This window comes from Dyella sp. C11, assembly GCF_003121485.1.
In the GTDB taxonomy this organism is placed as follows: domain Bacteria; phylum Pseudomonadota; class Gammaproteobacteria; order Xanthomonadales; family Rhodanobacteraceae; genus Dyella.
Genome location: NZ_QAVX01000004.1, coordinates 1 through 13358, shown reverse-complemented (window position 1 = coordinate 13358; position 13358 = coordinate 1). Strand labels below are relative to the sequence as shown.

At 63.8% G+C, this 13358-nt stretch carries 13 protein-coding genes and 1 pseudogene; 8 read left to right on the top strand and 6 right to left on the bottom strand.

Annotation, left to right across the window (positions count from 1 at the left end):
• Nucleotides 1-8: 8 nt before the first annotated feature.
• Entirely contained in the window at nt 9-740 is a 732-nt protein-coding gene (locus DK366_RS05610; protein ID WP_109124561.1) for a response regulator transcription factor, read from the top strand.
• A gap of 20 nt (nt 741-760) precedes the next feature.
• The gene (locus DK366_RS05605) at nt 761-1738 is read left to right on the top strand and encodes a HAMP domain-containing sensor histidine kinase (protein ID WP_109124560.1); all 978 of its coding nucleotides are present in this window, start codon (nt 761-763) and stop codon (nt 1736-1738) included.
• 186 nt (nt 1739-1924) lie between these two features.
• Here DK366_RS05605 and DK366_RS21510 read toward each other — a convergent pair whose 3' ends face one another.
• The gene (locus tag DK366_RS21510) at nt 1925-2554 is read right to left on the bottom strand and encodes a 3-oxoacid CoA-transferase subunit B (protein ID WP_232820939.1); all 630 of its coding nucleotides are present in this window, start codon (nt 2552-2554) and stop codon (nt 1925-1927) included.
• A gap of 93 nt (nt 2555-2647) precedes the next feature.
• Nucleotides 2648-3283 (bottom strand): annotated as a pseudogene (locus DK366_RS21505) (CoA transferase subunit A); the annotation flags it as partial.
• 214 nt (nt 3284-3497) lie between these two features.
• Here DK366_RS21505 and DK366_RS05595 point away from each other — a divergent pair.
• The 3 genes from DK366_RS05595 (at nt 3498) to DK366_RS05585 (ending at nt 6633) form a co-directional block, all read left to right on the top strand.
• Nucleotides 3498-3869 carry a BlaI/MecI/CopY family transcriptional regulator gene (locus DK366_RS05595; RefSeq protein ID WP_109124558.1) on the top strand — a complete coding sequence of 124 codons (372 nt, stop codon included), beginning with the start codon at nt 3498-3500 and terminating at the stop codon, nt 3867-3869.
• Entirely contained in the window at nt 3856-5511 is a 1656-nt protein-coding gene (locus DK366_RS05590) for a M56 family metallopeptidase (RefSeq protein WP_109124557.1), read from the top strand. Before DK366_RS05595 ends, DK366_RS05590 begins: the two co-directional genes overlap by 14 nt.
• 75 nt (nt 5512-5586) lie before the next feature.
• On the top strand, nt 5587-6633 hold the full coding sequence (locus DK366_RS05585; RefSeq protein WP_198651443.1) for an isoaspartyl peptidase/L-asparaginase: 1047 nt from the start codon (nt 5587-5589) through the stop codon (nt 6631-6633).
• Between the two features lie 251 nt (nt 6634-6884).
• On the opposite strand, the gene DK366_RS05580 is transcribed toward DK366_RS05585, so the two are convergent.
• The 3 genes from DK366_RS05580 to DK366_RS05570 form a co-directional block, all read right to left on the bottom strand.
• Entirely contained in the window at nt 6885-7448 is a 564-nt protein-coding gene (locus DK366_RS05580) for a response regulator transcription factor (protein WP_109124556.1), read from the bottom strand.
• A 99-nt stretch (nt 7449-7547) separates the two neighbouring features.
• On the bottom strand, nt 7548-8822 hold the full coding sequence (locus tag DK366_RS05575) for an ATP-binding protein (protein ID WP_109124555.1): 1275 nt from the start codon (nt 8820-8822) through the stop codon (nt 7548-7550).
• A 119-nt stretch (nt 8823-8941) separates the two neighbouring features.
• Nucleotides 8942-10474: an oligopeptide:H+ symporter gene (locus DK366_RS05570; RefSeq protein WP_109124554.1), complete on the bottom strand. Its 1533-nt coding sequence runs from the start codon at nt 10472-10474 to the stop codon at nt 8942-8944.
• 234 nt (nt 10475-10708) lie between these two features.
• Between DK366_RS05570 and DK366_RS05565 the strand changes: the two genes are divergently transcribed.
• On the top strand, nt 10709-11080 hold the full coding sequence (locus DK366_RS05565; protein WP_109124738.1) for a diacylglycerol kinase: 372 nt from the start codon (nt 10709-10711) through the stop codon (nt 11078-11080).
• Nucleotides 11081-11093: 13 nt separating this feature from the next.
• Here DK366_RS05565 and DK366_RS05560 read toward each other — a convergent pair whose 3' ends face one another.
• On the bottom strand, nt 11094-11834 hold the full coding sequence (locus DK366_RS05560; protein ID WP_232820932.1) for a sel1 repeat family protein: 741 nt from the start codon (nt 11832-11834) through the stop codon (nt 11094-11096).
• Nucleotides 11835-12002: 168 nt separating this feature from the next.
• On the opposite strand from DK366_RS05560, the gene DK366_RS05555 reads away from it, so the two are divergent.
• Nucleotides 12003-12617 carry a LemA family protein gene (locus DK366_RS05555; protein ID WP_109124553.1) on the top strand — a complete coding sequence of 205 codons (615 nt, stop codon included), beginning with the start codon at nt 12003-12005 and terminating at the stop codon, nt 12615-12617.
• Between the two features lie 4 nt (nt 12618-12621).
• The coding region (locus tag DK366_RS05550; protein ID WP_109124552.1) for a TPM domain-containing protein at nt 12622-13358 on the top strand (737 nt) is incomplete at its 3' end.

Here is a 13358-nt window from a genome sequence, read left to right as displayed (position 1 = left end):
AGGTACGGATGAGCTCGCGCGACGAACAAGCAGGACTGATCCTTCTGGTCGAAGACAACCGCCAGATCGCAGAAATGGTCGGCGAATTTCTGGAGCGTCGGGGGTATTCGGTCGATTACGCGGCCGATGGCGTCAGCGGACTGCACTTGGCTGTTTCCAACAGCTATGACGTGGTGGTCCTCGACCTGATGTTGCCTGGCATGGATGGCCTGGACGTATGCCGCAAGCTGCGTCGCGATGCCAAGAAGTCCACGCCGGTGCTGATGCTCACCGCCCGCGACACGCTGGAAGACAAGCTTGTGGGCCTGGAAGCCGGCGCCGACGATTACCTGGTGAAGCCTTTCGAAGTTCGCGAGCTGGAAGCACGCCTGCGCGCGCTGATCCGTCGCGACCGTCGTCAGGTGTCCACGGAAATCCTTACCGTGGGCGACATGACGCTGGACACGGCCACGCTTCGACTGGTGCGCGGCGGCCAGGAGCTCACCGTCTCGCCGATCGGCCTGAAGTTGCTGGCCATCCTGATGCGCGAATCGCCTCGCGTGGTCAGTCGCCGCGACATCGAGCGCGAAATCTGGGGCGACACGCTGCCCGATTCGGACACGCTGCGTTCGCATCTCTATAACCTGCGCCGGGTCATCGACAAACCGTTCGATCGCCCGCTGCTTCACACCATCCACTCCGCTGGATATCGCCTTGCCGATCTCGAGTCGGAGGTTGCGACGGCCTCGCAGCCGGCTTGATCGGCTTGGCATGAGTGATTATGGCCAGCAGGGGTAACGCGCAGCCCGCGCGGGCGTTCCGCCGCGGGCTGTACCATCGGCGCATGGCGATCATTTTTGGCTTGCAACTGCTGGCCATCGTGATCGTTTGCCTGATGGGCTTCTATGACGTCGCACCGCTGGGTGCGGTGCTGCCGCTCATTGTGATCATCAGCGTGCTGTCCTGGCTGGCGGCGCGGCGGCAATGGGCGCCGGTGAGCCGATTGGCGCAGGCAGTGAGCGCCTGGGACGAACAGTCGGGATTGGACGGCTGGCGCCCCGATCAACTGCCACGTCGCACCGACGCCGACGTGGCGACCCTGGCCAGCAGCCTCTACGGTTTCGCCAACCGCATCGCCGGTTACAACCAGCGCGAGCGCAACTTCACGCGCGATGCCAGCCATGAGCTGCGCAGCCCGCTCACCGTCATCAAGATGTCTGCCGACATGCTGGCGGACGATGCCGCATTGGGCGAGTTCGGCCAACGCTCCGTGCAGCGCATCAAGCGATCCACGCGCGAAATGGAAGCGCTGGTCGAAGCCTTGCTGATTCTTGCGCGCGAATCGGACAACGGACTTACCGAAGAGGATTTCGTCGTCAACGACGTGATCCGTCACGAACTGCCCGATGTGATGGAAATGCTCGAAGGACGCCCGATCGCCGTCGAGCTGGAAGAACCTGCGCGCTTCGTGCTGCATGGCTCGCCGCGCGTATTCGCGGTGCTGTGCTGGCAGTTGATACGCAATGCGTGCCAGCAGGCAGAAGGGGGCACGATCGTGGTGACGGTGATGCCTGGCGTGGTGACGGTAACCCATCGTGGCGAACCGACCGTGGGCAGCGCCAATCGCCACGGGTTCGAGTTGGCCATCGCGCAACGCATCAGCGAGCGCTTCCACTGGCCGCTGGAGTTGCAGACGCGCGAGGGCCGTTGGCACATCGCGCGTATACGCTTTCCGGAATCCACGCCGCTGGCGGCGTAGGCGCGAGACGAGTTGGAAAGCTGATCGCACGCTACCTTTCTGATTCGTCATTCCGGCGCAGGCCGGAATCCAGAGCACCAGTCTTCACCTTTGACGCGAAGAGCGTGGACTGGCGTTGCTGGATTCCGGCCTACGCCGGAATGACGGTAAAACCCGATCGTTTGGCTGACCTGGGCGATGCGTCGCTTACGACTTAAGCGACGGACTCACCGCAAACTCGCATCCCGTCTTCGCCTTCACCTCATCCACGCTCACGCCTTCCTGCAGTTCGATCAGGGTCAGGCCCTTGCCCTTCTCGACCGAGAACACGCACAGGTCGGTGATGATCAGGTCCACGCATTCCTTGCCGGTGAGCGGCAGGTCGCACTGGCTCTTGATCTTGGGCGAGCCATCCTTCGCGGTGTGCTCCATCAGCACCACCACGCGCTTCACGCCACTGACCAGATCCATCGCGCCGCCCGGGCCCTTCACCATCTTGCCAGGCACCATCCAGTTGGCGATGTCGCCCGTGCAGGACACTTCCAGGCCACCGAGGATCGAGAGATCCACGTGACCGCCGCGGATCATCGCGAACGATTCGGCGCTGGAGAAGAAGCTCGAGCCGGGCAGTGCGGTGATGGTCTGCTTGCCGGCGTTGATCAGGTCCGGATCGACGTTCGCGTCATCCGGGAACGGGCCAATGCCGAGCAGGCCGTTTTCCGACTGCAGCGTGACATCCATGCCCGGCGGAATGTAATTGGCGACCAGCGTCGGGATGCCGATGCCGAGGTTCACATAGAAGCCATCCTGCAGTTCCTTGGCGGCGCGCTGCGCCATCGCGGTGCGGATGGGGCTTTCCTTGCCGGTGTTGGCGCCGGCCACCGTGCGGAACTCGATGCGCTTTTCGTACGACGGCCCCTTGATGATGCGGTCGACGTAAATGCCCGGCACGTGGACGTTGTTCGGGTCGAGCGAACCCACTTCCACCAGCTCTTCCACTTCGGCCACGCAGACCTTGCCGCAGGTGGCGATCATCGGGTTGAAATTGCGCGCGGTTTCGCGGAACACGAGGTTGCCCAGGCGATCGCCCTTCCATGCCTTCACGATGGAAACGTCGGCATGGATGGCTTCTTCGAGCACATATTCCTTGCCGTCGAAGACCTTGGTTTCCTTGCCTTCGGCCAGCTTGGTGCCGAAGGCGGTACGCGTGTAGAAGCCCGGGATGCCTGCGCCACCGGCGCGCAACTTCTCGGCCAGCGTGCCCTGCGGCACCAGGTGAAGTTCCAGCTCACCAGCCAGCACCTGGCGTTCGAATTCCTTGTTCTCGCCCACGTACGAGGCATACACGCGCTTGACCTGGCGCGTCTTGAGCAACGGACCCATGCCGAAATCGTCCACGCCGGCGTTGTTGCCGACGATGGTGAGTCCCTTCGTGCCAGCGGCGAGCAGCGCGCCGATGAGGTTCTCGGGAATGCCGCAGAGGCCGAAGCCGCCGGCGGCGATCGTCATCTCGTCGAACAGCAGGCCGTCGAGGGCTTGCGCCGCGCTTGCATAAACCTTGTCCATTGCGATGCCTTCTTGCAGGGGAGAGCCAGCTGCCAAGGATACGACGGAATGGTGACCGCTCATGCTGTACGAAGGTCGCAAGGTCCGGAAACGGTGTTCTGACGCCATTCCTGTCCCGGTCGCCGGCCAGTGGCTGGCGTGTCGCGACAGGCTTGACGGTTATCGATTACGCATGTAAACATTAATTTCAATTACAGGCGTAAACGGTGATGCCATGGCAGTGAGCGAAGCGGAAGCGATCATCATGGATGTGCTGTGGCGTTCCTCGCCACGCAGTGCCGAGGACATCCTCGCGGAAGTCGGCCCGCAACAGGGCTGGCAGGAGGGCACCGTGAAATCGCTGCTCAACCGCCTGCTCAAGAAGAAGGCGGTGAAGGCCGAGCGCGATGGCCGGCGCTATCTCTACGCACCGCGTCTTACCCGCGAGCAATACGTCTCGCAGGAGAGCAAGGGACTGCTCGATCGCCTGTTCGGTGGGCGCGTGGCGCCCCTGGTGGCGCACTTCTCCGAGCAGCGGAAGCTGTCGAAGAAGGACATCGCCGAACTCAAGAAGCTGTTGCAGGAGCTCGACGATGAGCAATCCTGACTGGCTGTCCTTCGCCTGGCTGGCGTCGCTGGCATTTACGCTGGGCGTGGGCGTGGTGGCGTTGCTCCGACATGCATGCCGCCGCGTGTTCGGCGCGCAACTCGCCGTATTGCTGTGGGTGGTGCCACCGTTGGCGGTGATCGCTGCTTGCCTGCCGCACATCGCGGCAACACCGCTGGCGACGCTTCCGCCGGTGGTGCTCCGGATCACCACCACGCCGGGGCCGTTGATGGATGTCACGTCCGCGCCCACGCATGGCGGCGGTCTTTCGTGGTTCCTGGTCATGGCCTGGGCTGTCGGCGCAGCAGGTGTTTCGTTGGTGGCTGCCATGATGCAGTGGCGCTATCGGCGGGGACTGCGCGATGCGAAGCCGGTTCCCGCGGCAGCGTTGCCGTGGCCCGTGCTGCAGGCCACGCGCGTGGACATGGGGCCTGCGCTGGTGGGTGCCTGGCGTCCGCGCATCGTGCTTCCTGCGGATTTCGAGAGCCGTTATGAATCGGTCGAGCGCGCGCTGATTCTCGCGCACGAGGCAACCCACGCGTATCGCCGCGATGGCTGGTGGTGCCTTGTCGGCCAGGTCGTCGCGTCGTTGTTCTGGTTTCACCCCATGGCATGGTGGGGATTGCGGGCGCTGCGACAGGATCTGGAACTGGCGTGCGATGCCGCCGTGCTCCACGCGAACGATGTGCCGCGGGCCATCTACGCCCGCGCCATGCTCAAGACACAGACCACGGGCGCGTTGTTGCCCGTGGGTTGCAGTTGGTCGTCTCGACATCCCATCACGGAGAGAATTGTCATGTTGAAGCGGATTCAACCGGGCCGCGCCCGGCGTTTGACCGGTCGCATCAGCCTGGGTTTGTTGGCCACGGCGCTATCTGCGGTGGTATACGCGGCCACGGGGCAGGACACGGGTCTCTATCGTCCAGACAAGGACGTGGTGACGAACGCGTTGCGGGACGCGCGCTCGGCACAGGATGCGTTGGGTGCATCCACCAGTCGTCCCGCGGGCAACCCGGCGAGCAACGCGGCGCTCGGTTTGCCAGCGCCGGACAGTGGTGCATTCGGTGCTGCCATCAAGCGACTCGAGGTTGAGGAAGGCGGCCATATTCTGTTGACGCTTGCCGACAAGCACGGCGCGGTGGCAGGACACCTGGATCTTGAGATGCATCCGGTTGCGCAAATCGGCAATGTGGGTTGGTCGTGCTACAGCCCGGATATCCCCGATGTGAAGCAACTGGCTGCGTCGTGCAGCTACCTGCCGAATGCTCCCGGGAAAACCACGGCGGATCTGATGTCGGTCGATCGCTTCACCTTCGACATGGTGCTTTCCATTAATGGCGAACAGGTCGACAAGGCCGCGAAGATCTGTCTGCGAAAGAATGAGCCTTACCGCTTCAGCCATGTGCAAGACGCAGCGCATCCGCCTGTGCAGGGTGAGATCAGCCTGCAGCCCGTTGCTGGCGGCCAGGTGGAAATCCAGAGCGATCTGCAGGGCGGCATCATCCGGGAACCGATCCATCCCAAACTGCATTCGTTCCCGGGGCAGGCTGCCACGATCCAGGTGGGCGAAAAGATCGGTGGCGACCATCCTGCGGATCACACGGTGAAGCTGGATGTGATCGCGACGCCCGGCTGCGCCTGAATACGCCGCCATACGGCAGCGTCTCGTCAGGAGCGCTGGCTATACTCCCCGCCAACGTTGTGGGGAGTACCGTCCGTGAAGTTGAGTCGTCTTGCCGCTGTCGTTGCGGCACTGGGGATGGCGTCCGTGAGCCACGCTGCGTCGCCGGTACTGGTGATCCACGGTGGGGCGGGCGTGATCAAGCGCGAAATGAGTCCGGCCAAGGAAAAGGCCGTGCGCGCAGCGCTCACGCAGGCGCTGCAAAGCGGCTACGCGCAGCTGAAATCGGGCAAGACGGCGGTGGATGCGGTGTCCGCCGCCATCACGGTGCTGGAAGACGACCCCAACTTCAACGCGGGCAAGGGCTCGGTGTTCACGCACGACGGCAAGAACGAAATGGATGCCGCCATCATGGACGGCGCCAATCTTGAAGCCGGTTCCATTGCAGGCGTGCACCGGGTGAAGAACCCCATCCTGCTGGCGCGCGCAGTGATGGAGAAATCGCAGCACGTCATGCTGGTGGGCGATGGCGCCGAGGAATTCGCCAAGCAAGTGGGCGTGACGCTGGTCGATCCCTCGTACTTCCGCACCGAAGAGCGCTGGCAACAGTTGCAGAAGGCGCTGAAGGAAGACGCCAACGATGAAAAGCACACGGACGCCGAGACGGCCAAACACTTCGGCACCGTGGGTGCGGTGGCGCTCGATGCGCAAGGACACCTGGCCGCTGGCACGTCCACCGGTGGCATGAACGACAAGCGCTGGGGCCGCGTTGGCGATTCGCCGCTGATCGGCGCCGGCACGTATGCCAATTCCGGCTGCGCCGTGTCCGGCACGGGGTGGGGCGAGTTCTACATCCGCACCGTCGCCGCGCATGAGATCTGCATGCGCGTGACACAGATGCGCGTGCCGCTGCGCCGCGCGGCGGCCGAGGTGATCAACCAGGAAATTCCGTCGATGGGCGGCAATGGCGGTGCCATTGCACTGGATGCCAACGGCACCGTCAGCATGCCTTTCAATACGGATGGCATGTATCGCGGATGGATCGGCGCCGACGGCGTGCCGCATGTGGCGATTTATGGCGACGAGAGCGACGGTACGGCCGAGCCGCTGCCGGCGGATGCGGCTTCCGCACCCCCGCCGTAATGGCGAGAAAACTGGCGCCAGGCTGAGGTCGTGGCCCGTGCTTCGTGTTTCGTTCTTCGTTCTTCGTGCGTCGATGCAGTTCGTCAGAGCCATTCGCCCTCACCGTCATTCCGGCGAAGGCCGGAATCCAGTGCCTTTCCAGACGCACGCAAAGTCGCTGCATGACCAGCCCTGCGGCTGTTGAAGGGCGCCACCGACCTTCGCCGGAATGACAGTGAGGGGTAGGACGCCCTTCAGGAATTCTCGGCGCGTTACTCTTCGTTTTCCGGCCGCTCGCGCACCGGATGCTTGCTCAATTTGCGCTGCAACGTGCGGCGATGCATGCCCAGGCGGCGTGCCGTTTCGGAAATGTTGCCATCGCATTCGGTGAGCACGCGCTGGATGTGTTCCCACTCCAGGCGACGCAGCGCCAGCGGTGCTTCCGGCGCGTCGATCACGTCGTCTTCGCTGACATGGGTGTCGCCATCCAGCAGGGCGCGCACCACGGCGTCGGCGTCCACCGGCTTGGCGAGGTAATCGTGCGCACCGCGCTTGATGGCTTCCACGGCGGTGGCAATGGATGCGTAACCAGTCAGCAGCAATACGCGGATCTCGGGGACCAGTGCCTGCAGTTCGGGGATCAGGCGAAGGCCGTTTTCGTCGCCCAGTTTCAGGTCCAGCACGCAATAGCGCGGCTGATGGCGGCGGGTGAGTGCGCGCGCCTCGTCGGCGTTGCTGGCGGTGATGACTTCAAAGCCGCGCGAGCTGAGTGCACGTGCCAGCACGCGGGCAAAGGTAGCGTCGTCGTCGACGATAAGTAGCTGTTGTTCGCTCATCGGTGTTTCTCCTCGGCGCAGTGCCGACGCGTCCATTTTCCTCGCTGCGACAATGCATGCCCATGTGGCCATGTGCCACAGGGGTTCGACGCCGCAGGATTATGGCGCGGCGATTACCGCAAGCGGCAGGCGCAGGCGCATCTGGGCGCCGTGCCCGGTGTTGAAGGCGATGATTTCGCCATCAAGTCGCTCGGCGGTGGCCTCGGCCAGCGCCAGTCCGATGCCCAGGCCGGTCTGCTTGCCGGATCGTCCCAGTTCGGACAACTCCCCCGTGGGATCGGCAAAGCCAGGGCCGTGGTCGGTCACGATCAGTTCCAGCCAGCCGCCATCGCGCCGCACGGTGAGCGCCACGGCCTGTGATTGATTCAAGGCGGAGGCATCGGCGGCGTTGTTCAACAGGTTGAGCAGGGCGTGGCGCAGGCCCGGTGGCGTGCGGAGCACGGTGCGCGCCGCTTCCTGATCCAGCGCCAGCGCAAGGTCCGCTTCCGGTCGCAGCAGCTGGAAGCGCTCAAGACAGCCATGGATGAAGCTGTCGACGGTGAGCAGTTCGGGTTCCTGCGAAAGCTGCGCCTTGCCGAAGGCCACCATCTCGCGAAGGATGGTGCGGCAGCGATCCACCTGTCCTTCGAGCAACTCCAGGTCTTCCGCCAGCGCGGTATCGCTGACGTGTTCGCGGCGAAGCTCCGGCAGCAAGGTGCGCATGGTGGAGAGCGGCGTGTTCAATTCGTGGGCGGCGCCTGCCGCCTGCGTGGCAATGGCGAGAATGCCTTCGTCACGCAAGGCGCGTTCGCGCACGCGCGCCACTTCCAGTTGCTGCAGACGCACGGCGCGGGCAAGGCGATTGATGAAGAAGCCGAGCAGCACGGCCATGATCAGGAAGTTCACGCCCATGCCGAGCACGTGCAGCGAAAACCCGTTGGTGGAATACATGGATAGCGGCAGCGGCACGTACCAGAACAGCAGCACCACGTAGGCGGCGCCCACCAGTGCGGACACCGCCAGAACGGCATTGACCGTCAGTGCGGCGGCGCTCAGCGCGATGGGAATCAACAGCAGCGTAATGAACGGATTGCTGGCACCGCCGGTGAAGTGCAGCAGGTAGCCGAGCACCAGCGTGTCCACGCCCACGTGCAGAATCGTTTCCCATTGGCGAATGGGCCACGGTTGGTTGAGTCGCCACGCCGCGAACACGGCGAACACGGCGAGCAGTCCGATGCCGACCATGAGCGGCAGCAGCGGGATGTCCATGCGCATCCACAGCGCGCACACCAGCACGGCCGTGCTCTGACCCGCGATGGCGCAGATGCGTAGCCACGCAAGACTGCGAAAGAGGGTGCGGGGCCCGATGCGTTGCTGCGTGGAAGGACGTTTCATGGCCGGATGGTAGCCGGTTTACGTCGGCGCACCGGTCGCATGGAAGGCCGGTGCGTCACTATGGACCGGGGACCCGGCCCAAAAAAACTCGCCCCGACGAGCGGGGCGAGTGGTGTGGATCAGACTTCTTCGCTGTGCACGGCAGGAAGCGGCGTATGCGCTTCGGAGTGGCTGCGCGAGAGGCGGTTCATCAGCGGCAGCATGACCACGGCGATCACCGTGCAGGCTACGCCCACAAAGCCGAGCTTGTTGAACAGGCTCACGTAGATGTTCAGCGATTCGACCGGGCTGCTGATGTTTTCCGGCATGGCGGCGAGGTTGGCCACCACGCTGCCTAGGTACTGCGAGATGCCGACGGCGACGTAGTACGCGCCCATCATGAAGCCGCCCATGCGGGCCGGCACATAGCGGGCGATCATCGCCAGGCCCAGGCCGCTCACCAGCAGTTCGCCCAGCGAATAGAAGCCGTAGCCCCAGATCATGGTCCAGGACGACACCTGGCCGTCCACGGCGCCCATCGCACCGAAGCCGTACATGAAGAAGCCAAGCGCCACGGCAGCAAAGCCGAGAGCGAACTTGAAGGCCACCGACGGGTCCTTGCCCACGCGGCCGAGGCCGTTGTAGATCGCCACCAGCACCGGGCTGAGGATCACGATCCAGATCGCATTGAGGTTCTGGTACTGCTCGGGAATCCAGTTGAACAGGTGGATGCCGAACACATCGAAGGAGAGGTTCACGTTCTTCTGTGCGAACAGGTTCAGCGAGGTCGCCATCTGCGCGTAGAAGATGAAGAAGAAGATGGTCTGCACCGTCAGCACCAGTGCGGCGATGAGGCCGGCGCGCTCACTCTTTTCAGCGTTGCGGATCAGGTGACCGAAGATGTACAGGATCACCAGGCCGGCGAGATACACGCAGATCTTCGCGGCCAGCAGGCTCTGCAGGATGAAGGCGGCGACCACCACCATCACCAGCGATGCACCCACCAGGGACAGCACGCGGCCGAACTTGACCGGCTGCTCATCGGCAGGCGAGCCGATATGGGCCAGCGTGCGGCTCATGAAGGAGTAGTTGAGCAAGCCCAGGACCAGGCCGACGGCGCAGGCGCCGAATGCGGTGTGCCAGCCCATGGCATCGCCATAGTGCTCGCCCACGTAGTTGCGAATCCACGGCGTGGCGGTCATGGAGACCATCGAACCCACGTTCACCGCCATGTAGTAGATGGTGAATGCGCTGTCGATGCGCACGTCGTCGCCCTCGTAGATCTTGCGCACGAGGTTGCCCGCGTTGGGCTTGAAGAAACCATTGCCGACGATGATCACGCCCAGCGCGCAATACAGCAGCGTGGGGTTGTCCGAAGGAATCCACAGCATCGCGTAGCCCAGCGTCAGCACGATCGCGCCGGTGACCATGGTGCGACGGGTGCCGATCAGCTTGTCGCCGACCCAGCCGCCGATGGCGGGGGTTGCATAGATCAGCGCGGCGGCCGCGCCCCATACAAGGTTGGCCTTGGTGTCGATGAAGCCAAGCTTCTTCATCATGTAGGTGACCATGAGCACCTGCATGCCGTAGAAGCCAAAGCGCTCCCACATCTCGATCAGGAACACGGTGCTGAACGAGCGGGTCTGCGAGACCGGTGGATTCTGGGTTGCCATTCAATTGTCCGTACTGCGGTTCAAACAACGGCCGCCCTGCGGCGGCCGGCTCGCGCAACCCGGAATCGGGTCACAAAGTGGGCAAGGGTAACCCAACATTCATTCAGGCGACGTTGCGCTGCCGCATACAGGAACCTGCGACCCGGCGGGGCGGTCAGGGATGTGGCAAAATCGCGCGCTTATGCCCGCAGCGCGCGGGTGCGGCGCGACCGCGATCTCACAGAGGGTGACACCATGGCGGCTACCGGTTTTCGCGGCCCCCGGCAAATCTGGAATGCCTTCAAGTGGTCCATGAAGGGGCTGCAGGCTGGCTGGCGCCACGAGGCCTCGTTCCGGCTGGAAGTGTGCATCGCCGTGGTGCTGGTGCCGCTGGGCTTGTGGCTGGGCAACGGTCCGCTGGAGAAGATCGCGCTGATCGTTCCGCCGGTGCTGGTGCTGTCGGCCGAGTTGCTCAATTCGGCGGTGGAAGCGGTGGTGGACAAGGTCAGCCCGGAATTCCACGAACTGGCAGGCCGCGCCAAGGACATGGGTTCGGCTGCCGTGTTCCTGCTGCTGGCGCTGACGGCGTTGAGCTGGGGCCTCATCCTGTGGCCGCACTGGGCCTGAGGCCCACCATTGCTCAGTGCCCTGACTTGTTGTCCTTGACCTGCTCGGCGTCGCCGACCGACACCGTACCGGTCCACAGCGCATCGCGCGTCTCGAAGTACTTGTTCGGCCTCCAGCGCCAGGCGGCGTAATAGTCGCGCGTGCTGCAGCCGATGACGGGCGCGCCTTCAATAGTGGGCGCGGCGCATGCCCCGGCAGGGCCGCCGGCGCTGATGGTGTCCACTTCGGAGCCCAGATAGAAATCCATCGTGTCCAGGCGCGCCATGCGCAACGCATGCGTCATGCGCGCCTTGGCAACAGTGTCCCCGTAGGTGGCGTAAAGCGTGTCGTAGATGGTCTTCGCGCGCTGGCGCTGGGCATCGTCCAACTGGTCCCAGATAGCGTCGCGGGTGGCAACGAATTGCGGGTACTGGCGTTCGGCGGCAATGGCGACCCACGCATAGGCGGTCACGGGATCTTTGTCGACGCCCTCGCCGTTGAGGTACATCAGCCCGATGCTGAGCTGCGAAAGCTTGTCCGCATAGCGTGCGCCTTCCAGGAACCACTTCATGGCCTTGGCGTAGTTGTGGTCGGCGTAATAGCGCATGCCGGCAAACTCGCCCATCTGGTCGGGGTGGCCCCAGGTCGTGGTGCGGCTCATGGCTGCCAGCACATGCTGGGACAGTGGGTCGTCCATCGTGGCGTCGGCAGCCTGCACGGTGCTACAGCAGGCGAAGATCAGGGCCAGCAGGCCCCCGCGAATCATGTGCTGCATGGCGCTCGTCTCCTACGATGGCCGGGTGCAACGTCGCTATGACCGGAACCGCTCCTCCGGTGCCAGTGATGGTAATCCGCTTCTGTCATGCTGCGGTGAAGGCGCTCTTGATTGCGCCGTTACCCGCCCGGTGCTGCAATGGCACCTCCACCGGACTGGAGCTCCCCCATGAAACTTCTTCGTGCCCTTGCCTTGTTGCTGGTCGTCACCGGCCTGTCGGGCTGCGGATACAACGCCATCCAGAAACAGGACGAGGTGGTGAAACAGCAATGGTCCGAGGTGCTCAACCAGTACCAGCGCCGCGCCGACCTCGTGCCGAACCTGGTCAACACGGTGAAGGGTTATGCCCAGCATGAAGAGCGCGTGCTTACCGAAGTCACCAATGCGCGCGCGAAGGTCGGCAGTGCGCAGATCACCGCCGACGATTTGAACAACCCGGAAAAGCTCAAGCAGTTCCAGGCGGCGCAGGGTGAACTGTCCAGCGCGCTGTCGCGCCTGATGGTGGTCAGCGAGAACTACCCCAACCTCAAGGCTGACGGTTTGTTCCAGAACCTGCAGGCGCAGCTGGAAGGCACCGAGAACCGCATCACCGTGGCGCGCAATCGCTACATCCAGTCGGTGCAGGAATACAACACGCTGATCCGCACGTTCCCGAACAACCTGACCGCGAAGATGTTCGGTTACCAGGTGAAGCCGAACTTCTCGGTCGAGAACGAGAAGGCCATTTCCACGGCGCCGACGGTGGATTTCGGCAGCCCGGCGCCTGCTGCCTCGGCGCACTGACGTGATGCGGCGCGTAGCGCGCCTGCTGCTGGTGCTGGCGGTGGCCCTGCTGCCGCTGGTGCTGCTGCATGCCGATGAAGCCGTTCCTACGCTCACACGGCACGTCACTGACCTCACCGGTACGCTGACGCCGCAGCAGGTCGACCAGCTCGATGCACAGCTGGTGTCGCTTGAAAAAACCAAGGGCGCGCAGCTGGTCGTGCTGATGGTGCCCACCACCGAGCCGCAGGACATCGCCGAGTATTCGCTGGCGGTAGCCGAAGCCAACAAGATCGGGCGCAAAGGCACCGACGATGGCTTGCTGTTGCTGGTGGCGAAGAACGATCGCCGCGTGCGCATCGAAGTGGGCTACGGCCTGGAAGGTGCCGTGCCGGATGCCGCCACGGCGCGCATCATCCGCGAATACATCGCACCGAAATTCCGCACCAACGATTATTTCGGCGGCATCAGCGATGCCATGGGCGCGCTCACGCAACTCGTCAATGGCGAACCATTGCCGCCGCCGGTGGAGAGCGGCAATCGCGAACGTCGGCATGGCGTTGATTTCGGACACGTGTTGCTGATCGGTGTATTCGTCGCGTTCTTCCTGCGCAGCATCTTCGGCCGTACTACGGTGTGGTTGCGTACGCCGTTGGGTGCGGCACTTACCGGTGGATTGGTGTGGCTGCTGGCAGCGTCGCTGGGCGCGGGCATCTTCGGCGCGCTGATCGGTGGCGTGCTGATGCTGCTGCCCGGCGGAGG